19 protein-coding genes are annotated in these 18,154 nt (G+C 65.6%); 12 read left to right on the forward strand and 7 right to left on the reverse strand.

Annotation, left to right across the window (positions count from 1 at the left end):
- Nucleotides 1-176 precede the first annotated feature (176 nt).
- On the forward strand, nucleotides 177-1,571 hold the full coding sequence (locus POS17_RS30310) for an APC family permease (protein WP_060841805.1): 1,395 nt from the start codon (nucleotides 177-179) through the stop codon (nucleotides 1,569-1,571).
- A gap of 21 nt (nucleotides 1,572-1,592) precedes the next feature.
- Here the strand turns inward: POS17_RS30310 and pdxY are convergent, their stop codons facing one another.
- Nucleotides 1,593-2,465 (reverse strand): pyridoxal kinase PdxY, encoded by an 873-nt coding sequence (pdxY, locus tag POS17_RS30315; RefSeq protein ID WP_060841806.1) that lies wholly within the window; start codon nucleotides 2,463-2,465, stop codon nucleotides 1,593-1,595.
- Between the two features lie 117 nt (nucleotides 2,466-2,582).
- On the opposite strand from pdxY, the gene POS17_RS30320 reads away from it, so the two are divergent.
- Nucleotides 2,583-2,975 carry a DUF3301 domain-containing protein gene (locus POS17_RS30320; protein WP_060841807.1) on the forward strand — a complete coding sequence of 131 codons (393 nt, stop codon included), beginning with the start codon at nucleotides 2,583-2,585 and terminating at the stop codon, nucleotides 2,973-2,975.
- Between the two features lie 7 nt (nucleotides 2,976-2,982).
- Here the strand turns inward: POS17_RS30320 and POS17_RS30325 are convergent, their stop codons facing one another.
- The 4 genes from POS17_RS30325 to dksA all read right to left on the reverse strand — a co-directional run bounded on the left by POS17_RS30325 (nucleotide 2,983) and on the right by dksA (nucleotide 6,463).
- On the reverse strand, nucleotides 2,983-3,945 hold the full coding sequence (locus POS17_RS30325) for a CobW family GTP-binding protein (protein ID WP_060841808.1): 963 nt from the start codon (nucleotides 3,943-3,945) through the stop codon (nucleotides 2,983-2,985).
- Nucleotides 3,946-4,113: 168 nt separating this feature from the next.
- A complete protein-coding gene (locus POS17_RS30330; protein WP_060841809.1) occupies nucleotides 4,114-4,821 on the reverse strand; it encodes a DUF1826 domain-containing protein in 708 nt (235 codons plus the stop codon).
- The gene (gene zigA, locus POS17_RS30335) at nucleotides 4,821-6,029 is read right to left on the reverse strand and encodes a zinc metallochaperone GTPase ZigA (RefSeq protein WP_060841810.1); all 1,209 of its coding nucleotides are present in this window, start codon (nucleotides 6,027-6,029) and stop codon (nucleotides 4,821-4,823) included. The genes POS17_RS30330 and zigA overlap by 1 nt, the downstream gene beginning before the upstream one ends.
- Nucleotides 6,030-6,058: 29 nt before the next feature.
- Nucleotides 6,059-6,463 carry an RNA polymerase-binding protein DksA gene (gene dksA, locus POS17_RS30340; RefSeq protein WP_060841811.1) on the reverse strand — a complete coding sequence of 135 codons (405 nt, stop codon included), beginning with the start codon at nucleotides 6,461-6,463 and terminating at the stop codon, nucleotides 6,059-6,061.
- A gap of 120 nt (nucleotides 6,464-6,583) precedes the next feature.
- On the opposite strand from dksA, the gene POS17_RS30345 reads away from it, so the two are divergent.
- Entirely contained in the window at nucleotides 6,584-6,964 is a 381-nt protein-coding gene (locus tag POS17_RS30345) for a hypothetical protein (protein ID WP_060841812.1), read from the forward strand.
- Between the two features lie 83 nt (nucleotides 6,965-7,047).
- Here the strand turns inward: POS17_RS30345 and POS17_RS30350 are convergent, their stop codons facing one another.
- Nucleotides 7,048-8,271, reverse strand: coding sequence for an N-acetylmuramoyl-L-alanine amidase (locus POS17_RS30350; RefSeq protein WP_060841813.1), 1,224 nt, complete (start codon nucleotides 8,269-8,271; stop codon nucleotides 7,048-7,050).
- Nucleotides 8,272-8,400: 129 nt separating this feature from the next.
- On the opposite strand from POS17_RS30350, the gene folE2 reads away from it, so the two are divergent.
- The 8 genes from folE2 to thrS are packed head-to-tail and all read left to right on the forward strand — an operon-like array spanning nucleotide 8,401 to nucleotide 15,964.
- Nucleotides 8,401-9,294, forward strand: a complete 894-nt coding sequence (gene folE2 / locus POS17_RS30355) for a GTP cyclohydrolase FolE2 (RefSeq protein WP_060841814.1) — start codon at nucleotides 8,401-8,403, stop codon at nucleotides 9,292-9,294.
- Nucleotides 9,294-9,959: a metal ABC transporter ATP-binding protein gene (locus tag POS17_RS30360; protein ID WP_060841815.1), complete on the forward strand. Its 666-nt coding sequence runs from the start codon at nucleotides 9,294-9,296 to the stop codon at nucleotides 9,957-9,959. Before folE2 ends, POS17_RS30360 begins: the two co-directional genes overlap by 1 nt.
- Nucleotides 9,959-10,825, forward strand: coding sequence for a metal ABC transporter permease (locus POS17_RS30365; RefSeq protein WP_060841816.1), 867 nt, complete (start codon nucleotides 9,959-9,961; stop codon nucleotides 10,823-10,825). Before POS17_RS30360 ends, POS17_RS30365 begins: the two co-directional genes overlap by 1 nt.
- 11 nt (nucleotides 10,826-10,836) lie before the next feature.
- A complete protein-coding gene (locus POS17_RS30370; RefSeq protein ID WP_060841817.1) occupies nucleotides 10,837-11,721 on the forward strand; it encodes a metal ABC transporter substrate-binding protein in 885 nt (294 codons plus the stop codon).
- Nucleotides 11,718-12,161, forward strand: a complete 444-nt coding sequence (hisI, locus tag POS17_RS30375; protein WP_060841818.1) for a phosphoribosyl-AMP cyclohydrolase — start codon at nucleotides 11,718-11,720, stop codon at nucleotides 12,159-12,161. The genes POS17_RS30370 and hisI overlap by 4 nt, the downstream gene beginning before the upstream one ends.
- Nucleotides 12,151-12,711 (forward strand): gamma carbonic anhydrase family protein, encoded by a 561-nt coding sequence (locus POS17_RS30380; RefSeq protein WP_060841819.1) that lies wholly within the window; start codon nucleotides 12,151-12,153, stop codon nucleotides 12,709-12,711. Before hisI ends, POS17_RS30380 begins: the two co-directional genes overlap by 11 nt.
- Before the next feature lie 2 nt (nucleotides 12,712-12,713).
- Nucleotides 12,714-14,048, forward strand: coding sequence for a dihydroorotase (locus POS17_RS30385; RefSeq protein ID WP_060841820.1), 1,335 nt, complete (start codon nucleotides 12,714-12,716; stop codon nucleotides 14,046-14,048).
- A 26-nt stretch (nucleotides 14,049-14,074) separates the two neighbouring features.
- Entirely contained in the window at nucleotides 14,075-15,964 is a 1,890-nt protein-coding gene (gene thrS / locus POS17_RS30390) for a threonine--tRNA ligase (protein WP_060841821.1), read from the forward strand.
- 82 nt (nucleotides 15,965-16,046) lie between these two features.
- Here the strand turns inward: thrS and POS17_RS30395 are convergent, their stop codons facing one another.
- Complete coding sequence (locus POS17_RS30395; protein ID WP_016966262.1) at nucleotides 16,047-16,571, reverse strand: DUF3617 domain-containing protein; 525 nt, start codon at nucleotides 16,569-16,571, stop codon at nucleotides 16,047-16,049.
- Between the two features lie 132 nt (nucleotides 16,572-16,703).
- On the opposite strand from POS17_RS30395, the gene cls reads away from it, so the two are divergent.
- On the forward strand, nucleotides 16,704-18,143 hold the full coding sequence (gene cls, locus POS17_RS30400) for a cardiolipin synthase (protein ID WP_060841822.1): 1,440 nt from the start codon (nucleotides 16,704-16,706) through the stop codon (nucleotides 18,141-18,143).
- Nucleotides 18,144-18,154: the final 11 nt, after the last annotated feature.

Here is an 18,154-nt window from a genome sequence, read left to right on the forward strand (position 1 = left end):
ACCCCTGTCGCTTCAGGCAGTCTTCTGCGGTCATCCCGAATGGCCACATCCATCCCTTTTTGACCACATAGAGAGTTATGCCCCGGAGGCGCCGCTGCCAGAATCGCTGGGCAAGGCACAAGCGCACTCCCCGTTTGGGGAGCCTTCGAACCCACGAACGCGTGAGAACAATAACAATGCCCAGCGCCAATACACTCTCCGACAATCCCGCCCTCGTCCCCGGCGATTTCACCCACAGTGCCCAGGGCACCTCCCTGCGCCGCATCCTCGGGCTGCCGGCCCTGGTGTTCTTCGGCCTGGTGTACATGGTCCCGCTGACCGTCTTCACCACCTACGGCGTGGTCACCCAGATCACCGGCGGCAGGACCGCCGCTGCCTATGTAGTGACTCTGCTGGCCATGCTCTTCACCGCCCTGTCCTATAGCGTCATGGTGAAAAAATACCCGATTGCCGGCTCGGCCTATTCCTACGCCAGCCTCAGTTTCGGACCGGGCATCGGCTTTCTTGCCGGCTGGTCGCTGCTGCTGGATTACCTGTTCCTGCCGATGATCAACTACCTGGTGATCGGTCTGTTTCTCAACCTGGCCTTTCCCGCCGTGCCGGCCTGGGTCTTCGTGGTGGCGACCATCAGCCTGGTGACGCTACTGAACATTCGCGGCATCGGCTCGGTATCGAGCATGAGCAACCTGATCGTCTGTGCGCAGATGGTGTTCGTGGTGGTGTTCGTGGCCCTGGTGATTCGTCAGCTGGCCGGGGCCGATAGCCTGGACCTGAGCGCGCCCTGGGTCGGCGACGGCAGTCAGGGCGGCCTGCTGCCATTGATGGCCGGGGCGGCGGTGCTGTGCCTGTCGTTCCTCGGTTTTGACGCGGTATCGACCCTGGCCGAGGAAACCCGCGACCCGCGCCGCGACATCCCCCGAGCCATCGTCATCACCACCCTGGGCGCGGGCCTGCTGTTCATCCTGCTGGCCATGACCAGCCAGCTGGCCTTCCCCGGCAGCAGCTTCAAGGACGCCGACTCGGCGGCCAGCGAGGTGATGCTGCACGCCGGCGGACGCTTCCTGGAGATGTTCTTCACCGCCACCTATGTCGCCGGCGCCGCCGGTTCGGCCCTGGCGTCACAGGCCTCGGTGTCGCGCATCCTGTTCAGCATGGGCCGCGACGGCATCCTGCCGCGGCGAATGTTCGGCACCTTGTCCGAGCGCTACAAGACCCCGGTGCTGGCCATTGTCCTGGTGTCGCTGGTGTCCTTGCTGGCCGTGGTCATCGACCTCACCACCCTGGCGTCGATGATCAGCTTCGGCGCACTGGTGGCGTTTTCGGTGGTCAACCTGGCGGTGATCAAGAGCCATCTGGGACAGGGTCAGCCGCGCACCGGTGCACGGCTGCTGCAATACGGCCTGCTGCCGCTGATCGGCTTTGGCCTGATCGTCTGGCTGTGGACCAGCCTTTCGGCCCTGACCCTGGGGATTGGCCTGGCCTGGTTCGCCCTGGGCGCGCTGTACCTGGCGGCGCACACCCGCGGCTTCCGACAGCCGGCGCCGACGGTGCAGTTCTCCGAGCAGGCCTGACACAGCGACCCGCCGTTCAAGTCAGAAACCGATCGGCGTGGCCTCGAACCGCACTCGCGGATGGGCAATGCGATCCTGGGCCCGCACCAGCTCCAACTCGTAGCTGGCGCAGGCCTGGGTTTCCAGCAGCACTTCATGCACCGCCGCGGCGGTGAATTCGAACGCCGCCACCAGGCTGTCACCCAACAGCACCCGGGCCAGGAACAGACCCGACGTCAGGTCGCCCACCCCCACCGGCTGCCGCGGAAACGCCAGCAGCGGACGCCGCAGGTGCCAGCTGCCCTCGGCGGTCACCAGCAGCATCTCGAAGCCTTCCGCCAGCTTGCCCGGGTAGTCCAGGTGCTTGACCAGCACGGCCTTGGGGCCTTTCTCCAGCAGCGAACGGGCCATGCCCAGGCAATCGAACAGCGACTGCGGCTTGCGCCCGCAAAAGCTGTCCAGCTCCAGCTGGTTGGGGCACAGCAAGTCGGCCATGGCGACCGCCTCGTCCAGCAGGAAGTCGCTGACTTCCGCCGGTACGCTGCAACCCTTTTCCGGATGGCCCATCACCGGGTCGCACAGGTACAGGGCCTTGGGATTGATCGCCTTGATCCGCGCCACGCCGCTGAGAATCGCCCGGCCCTGGGCCGCGCTGCCCAGGTAGCCGGAGAGGATCGCGTCACAGTTGCCCAGCTCGCCGATGGCGGCGATGCCTTCCACCAGCTCGGGAATCTGCTGGGGCGCCAGCACTTCTCCGGCCCAGTGGCCATACTGAGTGTGGTTGGAAAACTGTACGGTATTCAGGGGCCAGACATTCACCCCGACCCGCTGCATGGGGAACACCGCAGCACTGTTACCGGCGTGGCCGAAAACCACATGGGACTGGATCGCAAGCAGGTGGGGCGTACGTTTCATGCAGGATTTTCCATAAAACCGGTGGAATTCAAGCCGCGCAGTATGCGACTAAACGCAGCCTGTACGACAGACCGGAGACGCAGTTAAGCTGATGCCACTTCGTTGGAGCAAACCTTCATGCTGACCCTTGGAAACATCTTTGTGCTGATGCTCCTGGCGACCGGCGCCGCCTGGCTGTGGCACAACCACGGCCTGCGCGAGCGGGCGCTGGAGCGGGTCAAGCAGCACTGCGCGCGGCTCGATATCGAGCTGCTGGACGGCAACGTCGCGCTCAAGCGCATCGGCCTGGTCAAGGACGCCAATGGTCGCCGGCGCCTGGCGCGAATCTACAACTTCGAATTCACCGTGACCGGCGAAACCCGCCACGCCGGGACCATCACCCAGTTCGGCGCCCACAGCGCCCATATCGAGCTGGCGCCTTATCCGTTCGAGGCCAAGGAGCCGCTGCCCAGCGCCGAGGTGATCGAGCTGAGCCAGTGGCGCGAAGAGCATCGCAAGTTCAAACCGTGAGATGCGCCTACAGGCGGCAGGCAGCGAGGCTGGCTTGTAGGGCCGCCATGTCCTGAGGGGTGCTGAAGATCAGCTCCAGGCGCGAATCCCGGCGCCATTCGCTGGGCAGCCAGTTCAGCGGCGAATTATCCAGCCCGTTGCCCGAGCGCCAGCCCTGGTCGCTGTGGATCACCAGCTTGGCCCGACGCCAGTCGAGGTTCTGCAACCAGTGCTCGACCCGGACCAGATCGAAGCGCTGGCTCGGGTGCCAGCGCCAGCCAATGCTCCAGCCCTCCTGCTGAGACTGACTGAGGCAGATCGGCTGCGTCGGATCGCTCCACACCGCCGGTAACTGTGCCAGGCCCTGGGGAACATCCAGTTGCTCCAGCGCCGCCCCGGCGCTGACCTCCAGGCCCGGCAACTCGGCCAGGGGCAAGGCGGCGTGGCGAGTCCAGAACAGCGGCAGGTCCGGCAGTTGCTCCAGTACCCGCAGCCGATCGCTGTCGCTGAGCAGTTCGTCCTTGTTCAACACCAGCAAACCGGCGCTGGCCAGGGCGTCCTGTTGCGCCTGGGGCAGCGGCTTGCCGGCGGCCAGGGCCTGGGCATCCAGCACCAGCACACAGGGCTGCAGCGCCAGCACGCCTTTCCAGGGTGCAACACTCAGTTGCTTGAGCAACTGCGCCGGGTGACCAAGGCCGGAAGGCTCGATGAACAAACGGTCCGGCCGGGCCTTGCGCAACAGCCGCCCAAGCCCCACCTGAAACGGTGCGCCGTTGACGCAGCACAGGCATCCACCGGCCACTTCGCCCAGAGCGATGCCGTCTTCATCACGAGTCAGCAAGGCCGCATCCAGGCCGATCTGGCCGAACTCGTTGATCAGCACCGCCCAGCGCTCCTCGGCCGGACGCTGGCTCAGCAGGTGACGGATCAGGCTGGTCTTGCCGGCGCCCAGAGGGCCGGCGATCACATGGGTGGGAATGTTCTGCAGCATGGGAAGGGGGTCCGGAAAGCCTGTGAAGTGATGCTACGCCCTTCCCGAGCAGGGCGAAAATCCGCGCGCTCAAGAACGACGCCGCAGCAGACGCCGTTCTTGAGCGCACTGAGGGTCCTGCGGACCTTGGCGCAGCCTCGCAGGCTCGGCAGCGGCTACACGCCTGGATCAACCCAGCCAATCAAGGGTAAGGATCAGCCGGCGCTCCCCCGGCGCCGGTTGCGGCGAGCGGTGGATCAGGCCGAACCCTTGGTTGCCGTGCCACTTCTCGCCCTTGAACAGCGCCACCTCACCGCTGCCGATCTGCTGGATCAGCGTCGGGTCACGGGGTTCAGCACTGGCCTGTCCCAGTTGCCGACGGTCCATCGCCCCTTCGCGCAACCACTGGCTGCCAATCCCGGCGTAGGTGGTGATCAGGCGCACGGGCACATGGTCGACGTGAAAGCGCGGGCACATGGCCTTGTCCAGAACCCGCAGGCGCAAACCCACGCGCTTGGCGCCCAACAGGCAGGCAAAGGCGCTGACCAGCCAGGAAGCGTCGGCGATAAAGCCGTCATAACCGTGCAAATCACTGAAGCCCGATGCCAGGCCCTGCAGGTTCGGCAGGGCCTCCTCGTCCGGCAGATCCAGCGCCAGCGACTCCGCCAATGGCTGGTTCAGGGACAGCAGCAACTCGCCGAAATCGGCGATATGCGCCGGCAACCGCCGCTGCCACAGGCCGAGGTTGACCTCGTCCTGCAACACCTCGGCCAGTACCGCCGGGGTGCTGCCGATGGCCTGGCGACGAGAAACCAGGGGCACCACGCCGGGCAGCAGCAGCCAACTGGCCGGCAGCGGCTTGTCCAGCGGGGTCACCGGTGAATTCAGGGTCAGCATCAGGCCGCCTCCTCTGCATGCCAGGGACCGAAAGGATCGCTCATGAGGCTCCAGGCCTCGGTGCCGAGGGCCATTTCGTCGTCATCCAGCAGGCACAGATCGAGCTCGGCGCAAAGCCGGGCAAAGTCGATGTTCTGGCCGATGAACACCAGCTCCTGGCGGCAGTCGCCCGTGGCCGGGGTCCAGTTGTGCAGGATCGCGGCGGTGCTTTCCTCGTCCTGGGGCCATTGCTGCTTGGGCACGAAGCGCCACCAGCGCCCGGCAAAGCCGTGGCGCATCAAGCCCCCGGCCTGGGACCAGCTGCCCGCCTCCTGGTACTTGCTGGCCAGCCAGAAGAAGCCCTTGGAGCGCAGCAGCTTGCCGTTGACCCAGGGCCGGTTGATGAAGTCGAAGAAGCGCTGCGGATGAAAGGGACGCCGGGCGCGGTACGCCGTGGAGGCGATGCCGTACTCCTGGGTTTCCGGCACATGTTCGCCGCGCAGTTCCTGCAGCCAGCCCGGCGCCTGGGCCGCCCGCTCGAAGTCGAAACGCCCGGTGTTGAGGATCTTGGCCAGGGGCACCTGGCCCATGACCATGGGGATGATTTCTGCCTGGGCGTTGAGCCGCGCCAGAATCGCCAGCAGCTCCTCGCGCTCGGCGCTGCCGATCAGGTCGATCTTGCTGACCAGGATCACGTCGGCGAACTCCACCTGCTCGATCAGCAGGTCGGTGATCGAACGCTCGTCCTCCTCGCCCAGGGTTTCACCGCGGCTGGCGAGGCTTTCCGCCGCCTGGTAGTCCAGCAGGAAGTTCATGCCGTCGACCACGGTGACCATGGTGTCGAGACGGGCAATATCGGCCAGGCTCTGGCCCGACTCGTCGCGAAAGGTGAAGGTCTCCGCCACCGGCAGCGGCTCGGAGATCCCGGTGGACTCGATCAGCAGGTAATCGAAACGCCCGTCGCGGGCCAGCTTGCCCACCTCTAGCAGCAGGTCTTCGCGCAGGGTGCAGCAGATGCAGCCGTTGCTCATTTCCACCAGTTTTTCTTCGGCGCGGTTGAGGCTGACATCGCGTTGCACTTCGCTGCCGTCGATGTTGATTTCGCTCATGTCGTTGACGATCACCGCCACCCGCAGGTTGTCGCGGTTACGCAGGACGTGATTGAGCAGGGTGCTCTTGCCGGCGCCGAGAAAGCCGGACAGCACGGTAACGGGAAGACGCTCGGTCATGGGGGATTCCTCATCAGGTTCGCGGCGGGTCAAGGCGCCCGTTGGTGACGTTCGCGCAGCTCTTGGCGCTCTTTGGCTTCGATGCACAGGGTGGCGGTGGGTCGCAGCAGCAAGCGCTGCAGGCCAATGGGCTCGCCGGTGTCGGCGCACCAGCCGTATTCACCACGGGCCAGGCGCTCCAGGGCCTCGTCGATCTTGTCCAGGAGCTTCTTTTCCCGCTCCAGCAGGCGCAGTTGCCACTGGCGCTGCTCTTCGGCGCTGCCGATGTCGGCGGGGTCGCTGTGGGGTTCCTGTTCGCGCAGTTGGTCGAACTCTGCGGCGATGCGCTCCTGCAGCTCAGTGCGCTGGGCCAGCAGCCGTTCGCGGAAGAAGCCCTGTTGGGCCTCGTTCATGTAGTGCGCTTGGGGTTCGGCGAGGAGCTCTTGTTCAGTCATGGCGGGTCACGGATCAGGCTTTATTTAATGTTATATTATAACAACTCGAATTAGCCAACCCTCCCTTGCCGCCCACGACGAAGGGCGCGATGCTGCGCCCCTGCCGCCACGAGAATCGCCATGCGCCTTGCCCTGCCGCTCCTGCTTTCCAGCCTGATCCTGACGTTTGCCGGCCAGGCCGGTGCAGCCGTGCCCAACCCCCTGGCCACTTGCACCCGCAGCGCTACCCTGCTGGCCTGCGTCGATCCGTTGGGCAATGCCTACAGCGTCGCCACGGCAGGCAGCACCACCTACTTGCGCGGGTTCGAGGTGATCGGCAAACGCTATTGGGTGCAGACCAACAGCCGCTACGGCCAACTGACCTTCTTCACCGGCCTGGCTTCCGATGGCGAAGCCTGGGTGGGCTACAGCCAGCGCGTGGGCTGGACCACTCGCAACCGTTTCTCCAGCTCCGGCGGCAGCCGCGGCCAGTTCACCTGCAGCCGTATCAGCGGGTGCTAGCGGCCCTGACCCGCCCCTTTGGCGGAGCCGGCGGGCCAGCGCAGGCAAACTCGGCAACGACCCAACACGCACCGGCCTGTTCGCTACGCGGGGCGGGTGTTCCCGGTTTCCTGGCGCCAGGCCAGGTAGCTGTTGGCCGGCGGGTTCTTCTCGAAATAACGTTGCAGGCCGTTGAACAGGCCATCGGCAAGCGCCTGCTGGTGCCGCGCGGTGACCAGGCGCTGGCGGTCGCGGCTGTTGGAGATGAAGCCGGTTTCCACCAGGATCGACGGCACGTCCGGTGACTTGAGCACCGCAAAACCCGCCTGTTCCACACGCTTCTGGTGCAAGGTGGTGATCCCCGCCAGGCTCTCCAGCACGGTGCTGCCCAATTGCAGGCTGGCGGCGATGGTGGCGTTCATCGACATGTCCACGATCACTCCCGCCAGCATCGGGTCCTTGTCCTTGAGGTTGAGCAACGTGCTCGCCCCCAACAGATCGGCGCCGTTTTCCCGCTGGGCCATCAAACGCGCGGTGGCCGAAGTCGCACCGCCTTCGGACAGGGCGTACACCGAGGCACCGGACGCGGTCAGGCGCGGCGCCGCGTCGGCATGCACCGAGATGAACATGTCGGCCTGATGCTTGCGGGCAATCTCCACGCGCTTGCGCAACGGCACGAAGAAGTCGTCGTTGCGCACCAGCTTCACGTCGAATCCCTTCTCGCGCTTGAGCCGCTTGGCCAGCAAGCGGGCGATGGCCAGCACCACATCCTTCTCCCGCTCGCCCTTGGCCCCGACCGCGCCGGGGTCCTTGCCGCCATGGCCGGGGTCCACCACCACGATGATGTCGCGCTTGGGATGAGGCTTGCCCGGCGCCGCCTCGGGTCTGACCACGGGCGCGCTGGCCACGACGGTCGGCAGCGCTGCCTTGCCGGGGGCGGACAGGTCCAGCACCAGCCGGTGCCCCTGCCCATCCTGGGGCGGGAGGAGAAAGCTGTTGAGCTGCAGCGGCTGAGTCAGGTCAAGGACGATCCGCGTGTCGCCCCGGCCAAAAGGCCCGGAGCGGATCGCGCGGATCGGGGTGTTGGCCAGGTTCAACTGGCTGAAGTCACCCTCCAGGCGAGCGCTGCCGACATCGATGATCAGACGCTCCGGGGCGCTGAGGCTGAAGGTTTTGTACTGCACCGGGCCACTCAGATCGAGCACCAGCCGCAGCTTTTCGGCGTCTTTCCACAAACGCGCATGGCGAATCTGCGCGGCGTGAACACTCCAGGGAAACATCAGGGCCGTACCGGCCAACAGCAGGTTGAGCAATTGACGTCTGTGCATGGCAAATACCGCAAAAAAAGGAGCGTCCGTACTCACAAGGCAGGATGAACAACCGTCGAGGAAAAACTTCCCATCGGACGTATTGTTATAATATAACATGTCGAATTATTTCCCACGACGGACCTGTCCATGAACGCGCTGACTCTGCCGGATATCGCCGCGCAGGCCTCACGCCAAGCCTTGCCCCTGGAATGGGTGGGCATGTGCGGCATTGCCTTACCTGTAGTGATCGACGGCCAGCGAACCGCTGCCAAGGCCGATGCCGGTGTCAGCCTCGACGATGGCGAAGCGCGAGGCATTCATATGTCGCGCCTGTACCTGGCCCTGGAAATGCTCGAACAGGAAAGCCTCACCCCGGCGCTGCTGCGCCGGGTTTTGCAGCGTTTCCTTGATAGCCATGAAGGTCTGGCGCATAGCGCCTACCTGAGCATTAAGCTGGATCTGCTGCTGAAACGCCCGGCATTGGTCAGCCCTTTGGCCGGCTGGAAAAGCTACCCGCTGAGCATTGAAGCGCGGCTGAAAAACGCGATGTTCCACGTGGAACTAAAAATCGACGTGCCTTATTCCTCAACCTGCCCCTGCTCGGCGGCATTGGCGCGGCAACTGATCCAGCAGCAATTCATTGATGATTTTGCCGATCGGCCACTGCAACACACCGACGTCCTGGCTTGGCTGGGTTCGTCCCAAGGCATCGTCGCCACGCCCCACAGCCAGCGCAGCAACGCGGCATTGCATTTGCGCCTGGATGATTTCATTGACGAACTGCCGCTAATGGCCTTGATCAACGATGCAGAAAGCGCCCTGGGCACCGCTGTGCAAACCGCAGTCAAGCGCGCCGATGAGCAAGCCTTTGCCCTGGCCAACGGACAGAACCTGATGTTCTGCGAAGACGCCGCCCGCCGCTTGAACCTGGCCCTGCGTCGCTCACCCGGAATCAACGCCTTCCACCTGCGGGTGGTGCATGCCGAAAGCCTGCACGCCCATGACGCCGTGGCGGAAAGCCGCTGGAACTGGGAGGCCTGATGATCCGCTGCGAAAACCTGCGCTGGGGCGCCCCGGGGCAACCGCTGACCCCGGCGCTGGATCTGCACCTGCCCAAGGCCAGCCTGAGCGCGATCATCGGCGCCAACGGGTCGGGCAAGAGCAGCTTGCTGAAAGTCCTCGCCGGGTTGCAGAAGCCACTCTCGGGCAAGGTCCACCTGGGTACGCCGCGCGGCGGTCTGTCATTCCTGCCACAGCAGCAACACTTGGACCGGCAGTTCCCCATCAGCCTGGAAGAACTGGTGGCCGGTGGCTTCTGGGGCAAACGTGAACCGGCCAGGGCCCGGGGAGAAAAGCTGCGCACGGTACTCGAAGACTGGTGCCTGAGCGGCCTGGAAAAACGCCCGTTGATGGCCCTTTCCGGCGGCGAATTGCAACGCGCCCTGCTCGCCCGCTTGAGCCTGACCGAAGCACCGATACTGCTGTTGGACGAACCCCACGCCGCCCTCGACGAAACAGGCCAGGCCCTGCTCTGGCGCCACCTGCACAACTGGCACGCTCAGGGCCGGACCCTGCTGGTGGTCTGCCATGACCTGGCCGCCGTGCGCCAGCACATCCCCCGGACCCTGCTGGTAAAAAGCAGCGGCTGCGTCTTTGGCCCCAGCCAAGAGCTGATCGCCCAACCACCCTGCGCACAGGTGGCTTGATGCAGTTCGCCGCGCATTTCTGGCAGCCCTTCAGCGAGTTCCTGTTCATGCGCCGGGCTCTGCTCGGCGGCCTGGTCCTGGCCTGCAGCATCGCGCCTCTGGGGGTGTTTCTGATCCTGCGGCGCATGAGCCTGATCGGCGACGCGGTGGCCCACGGCATTCTCCCCGGTGCGGCCCTGGGCTTCTGGTTCGCCGGCCTCAGCCTCCCGGCCCTGACCCTCGGCGGGCTCGGCGCCGGCCTGGGCATGGCCGGGCTGGCCGCCTGGATCACCCGCCGCACCGGCCTGCGGGAAGACGCCAGCATCGCCGCTATCTACCCCATATCCCTAGCCAGCGGCGTGCTGATTCTCGGGCTGGCGGGCAAACGCCTGGACCTGTTGCACCTGCTGTTCGGCTCGGCCCTGGCGGTGGACGGGCCGACCCTCAACGGCATGCTCCTGGTCTCGACCTTCAGCCTGCTGGCCCTGGCCCTGATCTACAAGGCCCTGTTGCTCGACACCCTCGACCCGCTGTTCCTGCACAGCGTCAGCCGCCTGGGCCCCCTGGCCCATGGCCTGTTCCTGACCCTGGTGGTGCTCAATCTGGTGATGGGTTTTCAGGCCATCGGTGCGCTGATGGTGGTCGGCCTGATGATGCTGCCGGCCGCCGCCGCACGCTTCTGGAGCCGACGCCTGCCAAGGCTGCTGGGCATCGCCGCCCTGCTCGGCTGCCTGTCGGTCTGGCTCGGCCTGCTGCTGTCGTTCCATTACTCGCTGCCCAGCGGGCCGGCCATCGTCCTGGTGGCCGGCGGCCTGTACCTGCTGTCCGTGGTGTTCGGTCCGGTGCACGGCCTGCTGCACCGCCCACCCCTGCTCACATCCCCATGAGGTGTTTCCCGATGCGCGCTCTACTCGTGCTGTTCAGCCTGCTGCTGCCATTGTCCTGGTCCAGCGCTCAGGCCGCGGACAAGCTGGCCGTGGTGACCAGCTTCAGCATCCTCGCCGACCTGACCCGCCAGGTCGGCGGCGAGCATGTACAGATCACCAACCTGGTGGGCGCCGACGAGGACGCCCACACCTACGAACCCACGCCGGACGATGCCAAGGCCCTGCTCAAGGCCCGGCTGATCATCAAGAACGGCCTGGGCTTCGAGCCCTGGCTGGATCGCCTGGTGGCCAGCTCGGCCAGCAAGACGCCAGTGATCACCGCCAGTCGCGGGGTGATTCCACGCACCCTGGACGAGGACGGTGAACAGATTCCCGATCCGCACGCCTGGCACAACCTGGCCAATAGCGAACTCTATGTGCACAACATCACCCAGGCGCTGATCGCCGCCGACCCGGCCCACCAGGCCGACTACCAGCGCAACAGCCAGGCCTACCTGCAACAGATCTATCGCCTGCTGGCCGAAGCCAAGGCCAAGCTCGGCGCCCTGCCTGCGGGCAACCGCAAGATCGTCACCTCCCACGACGCCTTCGGCTACCTGGGCCAGGCCTACGGCATCGACTTCATGGCGCCCCAGGGCCTGTCCACCGAGCGTGAACCCTCGGCCGCCGAAGTCGCGGCGCTGATCACCCAGATCCGCAACGCCAAGGTCAAGGCGGTGTTCATGGAAAACATCAAGGACGCCCGCCTGCTCCAGCAGATCGCCGAGGAAAGCGGCGCCCGCATCGGCGGCACCCTGTACTCCGACGCCCTGGCGGCCAGCGGCCCGGCCAGCACCTTCATCGGCTTGTTCGAATACAACCTCAACACCCTGTACGACGCCTTGAGCCGGCCATGATCCAGCGCCCGCCGCTATCGCTGCTGGACCTGGAAAGCGCTGCCACGGGCAGTCGCTGGCCACTGACCGCGGTGCTCGATGCCCTGCCCTGGAACAGCGACGGCCTGATCGCTGCCATCGCCCAGCAACACGACAGCGGCGAGGTGCTGATGCTGGCCTGGATGAACCGCCGGGCCCTGGCCGAAACCCTGGCCAGCGGCCAGGTCTGCTACTGGTCGCGCTCGCGCCAGTGCCTGTGGCGCAAAGGCGAAAGCTCGGGCCACCGCCAGCGCCTGATCGAAGCGCGCCTGGACTGCGACGGCGACGCCGTACTGCTGCAGGTGGATCAGCACGGCCCGGCCTGCCACACCGGCCGCCCCAACTGTTTCTACAACGCCATTCGCGATGGCGCGGTGGAAGTCATCAGTTCCCCCTTGAAGGACTCGCGCCATGATTCGTAAAAACCCTTCCGGCGACCTGCCGGTGATCGCTGAATCCGCCTACGTCGACAAGACCGCCATCATCTGCGGCAAGGTGGTGATCGGCGACAACGTGTTCGTCGGCCCCTACGCGGTGATCCGCGCCGATGAAGTGGACGCCAGCGGCCAGATGCACGCCATCACCATCGGCGCCAACTCGAACATCCAGGACGGCGTGGTGATCCACTCCAAATCCGGTGCGGCGGTGACCATCGGCCAGCACACCTCCATCGCCCACCGCTCCATCGTCCATGGCCCCTGCGTGGTCGGCGACCGGGTGTTCATCGGCTTCAACAGCGTGCTGTTCAACTGCGAGGTGGGCGACGGCAGCGTGGTCCGGCACAACTCGGTGGTGGACGGTCGCGACCTGCCGCCGGGCTTCTATGTGCCCTCCACCACCCGCATCGGACCCAAGACCGATCTGGCGCAATTCCCTCCGGTGAGCATCAGCGCTTCGGAGTTTTCCGAAGACGTGGCCCGCACCAACGTCGATCTGGTGCGTGGCTACAAGGCCCTGCAGAACGAGTTCTGAGCATGAGCCGAATCCTTATCCGCAATGCCCGGCTGGTGAACGAAGGGCGCGAATTCGACGCCGACCTGCTGGTCAGCCATGGGCGTATCGACACCATCGGCAGCCTCGACCACCTCAGCGCCGACCTGGAAATCGACGCCCGGGGCCACTGGCTGCTGCCGGGAATGATCGACGATCAGGTGCACTTTCGTGATCCCGGCGCGCCGGAAAAAGGCAGCATCCACAGCGAGTCGCGGGCAGCGGTGGCCGGGGGCATCACCAGCTTCATGGACATGCCCAACACCTCACCGGCGACCCTGACCCTGGCCGCCCTGGCGGACAAGAAGCGTCGCGCGGCGGCCACCTCGGTGGCCAACTACGGCTTTCACTTCGGCGTCAGCAACGACAACCTGGACACCGTCGCCGCTCTGGACCCGACCCAGGTCGCCGGGGTCAAGGTGTTCATGGGGGCCTCCACCGGCAACATGCTGGTGGACGACCCCGAGGTACTGGACCGGCTGTTTCGCCAGGTGCCAACCCTGCTCCTGGCCCACTGCGAACACACCCCGAGCATCCAGGTCGTGCAACAACGCTGGCAGCAACTCTACGGCGAACAGATTCCCGCCGCCGCCCACCCGCGCATTCGCGACGCCGAGGCCTGCTACCGCTCCTCGTCCCTGGCGGTGGAACTGGCAAGGAAACACGGCACCCGCCTGCACGTGCTGCACTTGACCAGCGCCCGGGAACTGGCGCTGTTCGAAGATCGGCCACTGGCGCAAAAGCGCATCACCGCTGAAGTCTGTCTGCACCACCTGCTGTTCGATGACCGCGACTATCCGCGCCTGGGCCACCTGATCAAATGCAACCCGGCGATCAAGACCCAGGCCGATCGCGATGCCCTGCGCCAGGCCCTTAACAGCGAGCGCCTGGACGTCATCGGCAGTGACCACGCGCCCCACACCTGGGAGCAGAAGCAGCAGCCCTACACCCGCGCGCCAGCGGGCCTGCCCCTGGTGCAGCACGCCCTGCCGGCCCTGCTGGAGCTGGTGGCCGACCGGATCCTGCCGCTGACCACCCTGGTGGCCAAGACCAGCCATCGGGTGGCCGATCTGTTCGCCATTCCCGACCGCGGCTACCTGCGCGAAGGCTATTGGGCCGATCTGGTGCTGATCCGTCCCGAACCCGAAGGGCTGGCCGTGGACAGCCAGCCGATCCTGGCCCAATGCGCCTGGACGCCGTTCGCCGGCCGGCGCTTTCGCCATAGCGTCGCCACCACCCTGGTGTCCGGCCAGCTCGCCTGGCACCAGGGCCGCCTGTACGACCACTGTCAGGGCCTGCCCCTGCGCTTCACCCGTTAACCGCCTGATACCAAGGACCCCCGAAGATGATCCGCATCACCCTACCTGATGGCGCGTGCCGTGAGTACGACCAGCCGTTGTCCGTGTTCGAGGTGGCCGCCAGTATCGGCAGTGGCCTGGCCAAAGCCGCCGTGGCCGGGTGGGTCGATGGCCGCCTGGTGGACTGCGACCACCTGCTGACCGGCGACGCGCGGCTGAGCCTCGTCACCGCGAGCGATCCCGAGGGTCTGGAGGTGCTGCGCCACTCCTGCGCCCACCTGCTGGCCATGGCGGTCAAGCAGCTGTATCCCACGGCCCAGGTGGCCATCGGGCCACTGATCGAGGACGGTTTCTTCTACGACTTCGCCCATGAACGCCCTTTCACCCCCGAAGACCTGGCGCTGATCGAGGCGCGCATGCACAGCCTGGCCGCCACCAACCACCGCGTGCACCGCCGCGAGCTGTCCCGGGAGCAGGCGCTGCAACACTTCCAGGACCAGGGCGAGCCATACAAGGTCGAGCTGATCCGCGACCTGCCCGAGGACGCCGTGCTGTCGCTGTACCGTCAGGGCGACTTCGAAGACCTGTGTCGCGGCCCCCACGTGCGCAGCACCGGCCAGTTGCGCGCCTTCAAACTGACCAAGGTGGCCGGCGCCCATTGGCGTGGCGACGCCGACGGCGTACCGCTGCAACGAATCTACGGCACCTGCTGGGCCACCCGTCAGGATCTGGACGCCTATCTGGCGCGCCAGGAACAGGCGGCCAGACGCGACCATCGCAAGCTCGGGCAACAGCTGGACCTGTTCCATTTCGACGACTGCGCCCCCGGCTCGGTGTTCTGGCACGCCAAGGGCTGGACCCTGTTCACGCAGTTGATCGGCTACATGCGCCAACGCCAGGAACAGGCCGGCTACCAGGAAGTGAACACCCCGGACGTGATGGACCGCAGCCTCTGGGAAACCTCCGGGCACTGGCAGAACTACCGCGACCACATGTTCACCACCAGCACCGAGGACCGGCGCACCTTCGCCCTCAAGCCGATGAACTGCCCCGGCGCGGTGGCGATCTTCGGCCACGGCAGCAAGAGCTACCGCGACCTGCCGCTGCGCCTCGCCGAATTCGGCAAGGTCCATCGCTACGAACCTTCGGGGGCGCTGCACGGCCTGCTGCGGGTGCGCCACTTCACCCAGGACGACGCCCACATCTTCTGCACCGCGCAACAGATGCAGGACGAATGCGCCCGCACCATCGCCCTGGTGTTCGACATCTATAAGGAGTTCGGTTTCGACGAGGTGGCGGTGAAACTCTCCACCCGCCCGGCCCATCGCATCGGCAGCGATGACGTCTGGGACCAGCTCGAAGGCGCTCTGATCGGTGCCCTGCAAAGCATGCGGATCGACTATCGGCTCAACCCGGGAGAAGGCGCCTTCTACGGTCCCAAACTGGAGTTCGTACTGCGCGACGCCATCGGCCGCGACTGGCAGTGCGGCACCCTGCAGGTGGACCTCAACCTGCCCGAGCGCTTTGCCATCAGCTACGTCGACGACCACGGCGAACGGCGCCAGCCGGTGATGCTGCACCGAGCGCTGTTCGGTTCCCTGGAACGTTTTATCGGCATTCTCCTCGAGCACCATGGCGGTGCCCTGCCCCTGTGGCTGGCGCCGCAGCAAGTGGCGGTGCTGAACATCAGCGCGGCCCAGGCGGACTATGCCCAGGCCATCACCGAACGCCTGCGCCGGCATGGACTGCGGGCCCGTGCCGACCTGCGCAACGAAAAGATCGGCTACAAGATCCGCGAGCACAGCCTGCAGAAAGTGCCTTATCTGCTGGTGATCGGGGACAAGGAGCAAGCCGGAGGCTATGTCAGCCTGCGCAGCCGCAAGGGCGAAGACCTGGGGCAACTGACCCTGGAGCAGGCGGTGCAACGCATGGTCTAGGCGTGGCGCCGGCTTGTCGGCCAGGGCCCGGCGCCCGGTTTCTGGCGGGCGCCTGCACCGGCAAACCGGCTACGGGGCGGGATCAGGAAGCCCGGGGCTTGACCGTGCCGCAGTCCTGGCCGAGCCACACGGCGCGGGTGTCCATGCTGCCTTTTTGCTGTATGCCGGTGGCATTGAAGGTGCCGATCACGTTGGTGGTGAACTCGCGATCACTGATGAACCTGGCCACCCCGTTGCCCTGGGCCTTGGGACAACTGAAGCGAAACTTCCACTGGTTGCCGTTGCGCTCGGTGACCTGCTGCTGGCAGCCCGACTGCGGGTCCTGCAGCGGAATGGTATCGGACTTGACCTGATCCGGCGTCAGGCACACGCGAATGCCCTTGCCGCCCATGGTCACTCCCTGTTTCTCCAGCATGGCCCGTTGCTCAGGGGTCATCTGCTGCTGCAACTGGCCGAGGATCAGCGACAGATCCGGCAGGTTCTGGTCATCGACCTTCATGTTGCTGCTGGTCAGTTCCCACAAGCCCGGTTGCAGCATCTGCGCCTGCGCCGCCAGTGGCAGCGCCATTCCCGCCGCCAACGCCCAACCCAGTAAACGAAGTTTCATCGAATGACTCCTAGACAGTAGTGGCCGTTAGACTTCAAGCAAGGCACGGCGTTGCATGCAGAATAAAATAGCGACATTCGCCGTGGAACATGGTCTGTTAGGCATTGAATCTTCAGGAGCAAGGCTGCCCCCATGGATTATTTTGGCCCGCACATCTTCGGCTATCTCATTGCGCTGCTGCATTTTCTCGGGCTGATCGCCGCGATCCACGCGGTGTTCACCGTCAGGACCGCCCAAGGCGCCATTGCCTGGGCCCTGTCGCTGATGTTCATGCCCTACCTGACCCTGATCCCCTACCTGGTGTTCGGCCGCAGCACCTTCGACGCCTACATCAAGGCCCGGCGCCAGGCCAACGTGGAAATGCACAAGGCCATCAACGAGCTGAACTGGCGCCCCTGGGTCGAAGAAGCCCTGACCGCCCGGGCCTCCCAGGCCTATGCCTCGCTGCGGGCCATGCCCAAGCTCGGTCGCATGCCGTGCCTGGCCAACAATCGGCTGCGCCTGCTGGTCAATGGCGATGCCACCTTCGAAGCGATCTTCAACGCCATCCGCCGTTCCCACACGGCGGTGCTGATCCAGTTCTTCATCATCCACGACGACGAGTTGGGCCGGCGCCTGCAACGCCTGCTGCTGGAAAAGGCCGCCGAAGGCGTGTCGATCCACCTGCTCTACGACGGTATCGGCAGCCACTCCCTGCCCGCCAGCTACGTGCAGACCCTGCGCGACGCCGGGGTTCAGGTGCACGCCTTCGCCACCCGCAGTGGCTGGCTCAATCGCTTTCAGGTGAACTTCCGCAACCACCGCAAGATCGTGGTGGTAGACGGCATGCTGGGGTTTGTCGGCGGGCACAACGTCGGCGACGAATACCTGGGCAAGAAGCCGCCCCTGGCCCCCTGGCGCGATACCCACGTGCAGGTCAGCGGCCCGGTGGTGGCCTGCCTGCAGGAGTCCTTTGCCGAAGACTGGTTCTGGGCCGCGCGGCAACTGCCACCGTTGATCCTGCCGGACGCCTACCCCGACGGCGGCGTGCTCTGCCAACTGCTGGCCAGCGGCCCGGCGGATGCCTACGAAACCTGCTCGCTGTTCTTCGTCGAGGCGATCCACGCCGCCAGCGAACGGGTGTGGATCACCAGCCCGTACTTCATTCCCGACGAGGCGGTGTTCGCCGCCCTGCGCCTGGCGGTGCTGCGCGGTGTGGACGTGCGCATCCTGCTGCCGGCGCGCCCGGACCATCGCATCGTCTACGCCGCCTCCAGCCTCTATGCCTTCGAGGCGGTGCGCGCCGGGGTCCGGGTCTTCCGTTATCAGCCCGGGTTCCTGCATCAAAAAGTGGTGTTGATCGACAACGAGATCAGCGCCATTGGCAGCGCCAACCTGGACAACCGCTCCTTCCGCCTGAATTTCGAAGTGATGTTGCTCACCGTGGACGACGACTTCGCCACCGAGGTGGAAGACATGCTCAAGGCCGACTTCGCCAAGGCCCGGGAAGTCGCCAAGGAAGAAAGCCGCCAGACCCACCGCCTGCAACAACTGGGCATGCGGGTCGCGCGGCTGATTTCACCGATTCTGTAAGTCGCCGCTCA

It is taken from the genome of Pseudomonas sp. Os17, from assembly GCF_001547895.1.
In the GTDB taxonomy this organism is placed as follows: domain Bacteria; phylum Pseudomonadota; class Gammaproteobacteria; order Pseudomonadales; family Pseudomonadaceae; genus Aquipseudomonas.

Bases quoted from the DNA above. Each gene is read 5' to 3' on its own strand.
- POS17_RS30310 (WP_060841805.1), top strand. From the start codon at position 177: ATGCCCAGCGCCAATACACTCTCCGACAATCCCGCCCTCGTCCCCGGC.
- pdxY (WP_060841806.1), bottom strand. From the start codon at position 2,465: ATGAAACGTACGCCCCACCTGCTTGCGATCCAGTCCCATGTGGTTTTC.
- POS17_RS30320 (WP_060841807.1), top strand. From the start codon at position 2,583: ATGCTGACCCTTGGAAACATCTTTGTGCTGATGCTCCTGGCGACCGGC.
- POS17_RS30325 (WP_060841808.1), bottom strand. From the start codon at position 3,945: ATGCTGCAGAACATTCCCACCCATGTGATCGCCGGCCCTCTGGGCGCC.
- POS17_RS30330 (WP_060841809.1), bottom strand. From the start codon at position 4,821: ATGCTGACCCTGAATTCACCGGTGACCCCGCTGGACAAGCCGCTGCCG.
- zigA (WP_060841810.1), bottom strand. From the start codon at position 6,029: ATGACCGAGCGTCTTCCCGTTACCGTGCTGTCCGGCTTTCTCGGCGCC.
- dksA (WP_060841811.1), bottom strand. From the start codon at position 6,463: ATGACTGAACAAGAGCTCCTCGCCGAACCCCAAGCGCACTACATGAAC.
- POS17_RS30345 (WP_060841812.1), top strand. From the start codon at position 6,584: ATGCGCCTTGCCCTGCCGCTCCTGCTTTCCAGCCTGATCCTGACGTTT.
- POS17_RS30350 (WP_060841813.1), bottom strand. From the start codon at position 8,271: ATGCACAGACGTCAATTGCTCAACCTGCTGTTGGCCGGTACGGCCCTG.
- folE2 (WP_060841814.1), top strand. From the start codon at position 8,401: ATGAACGCGCTGACTCTGCCGGATATCGCCGCGCAGGCCTCACGCCAA.
- POS17_RS30360 (WP_060841815.1), top strand. From the start codon at position 9,294: ATGATCCGCTGCGAAAACCTGCGCTGGGGCGCCCCGGGGCAACCGCTG.
- POS17_RS30365 (WP_060841816.1), top strand. From the start codon at position 9,959: ATGCAGTTCGCCGCGCATTTCTGGCAGCCCTTCAGCGAGTTCCTGTTC.
- POS17_RS30370 (WP_060841817.1), top strand. From the start codon at position 10,837: ATGCGCGCTCTACTCGTGCTGTTCAGCCTGCTGCTGCCATTGTCCTGG.
- hisI (WP_060841818.1), top strand. From the start codon at position 11,718: ATGATCCAGCGCCCGCCGCTATCGCTGCTGGACCTGGAAAGCGCTGCC.
- POS17_RS30380 (WP_060841819.1), top strand. From the start codon at position 12,151: ATGATTCGTAAAAACCCTTCCGGCGACCTGCCGGTGATCGCTGAATCC.
- POS17_RS30385 (WP_060841820.1), top strand. From the start codon at position 12,714: ATGAGCCGAATCCTTATCCGCAATGCCCGGCTGGTGAACGAAGGGCGC.
- thrS (WP_060841821.1), top strand. From the start codon at position 14,075: ATGATCCGCATCACCCTACCTGATGGCGCGTGCCGTGAGTACGACCAG.
- POS17_RS30395 (WP_016966262.1), bottom strand. From the start codon at position 16,571: ATGAAACTTCGTTTACTGGGTTGGGCGTTGGCGGCGGGAATGGCGCTG.
- cls (WP_060841822.1), top strand. From the start codon at position 16,704: ATGGATTATTTTGGCCCGCACATCTTCGGCTATCTCATTGCGCTGCTG.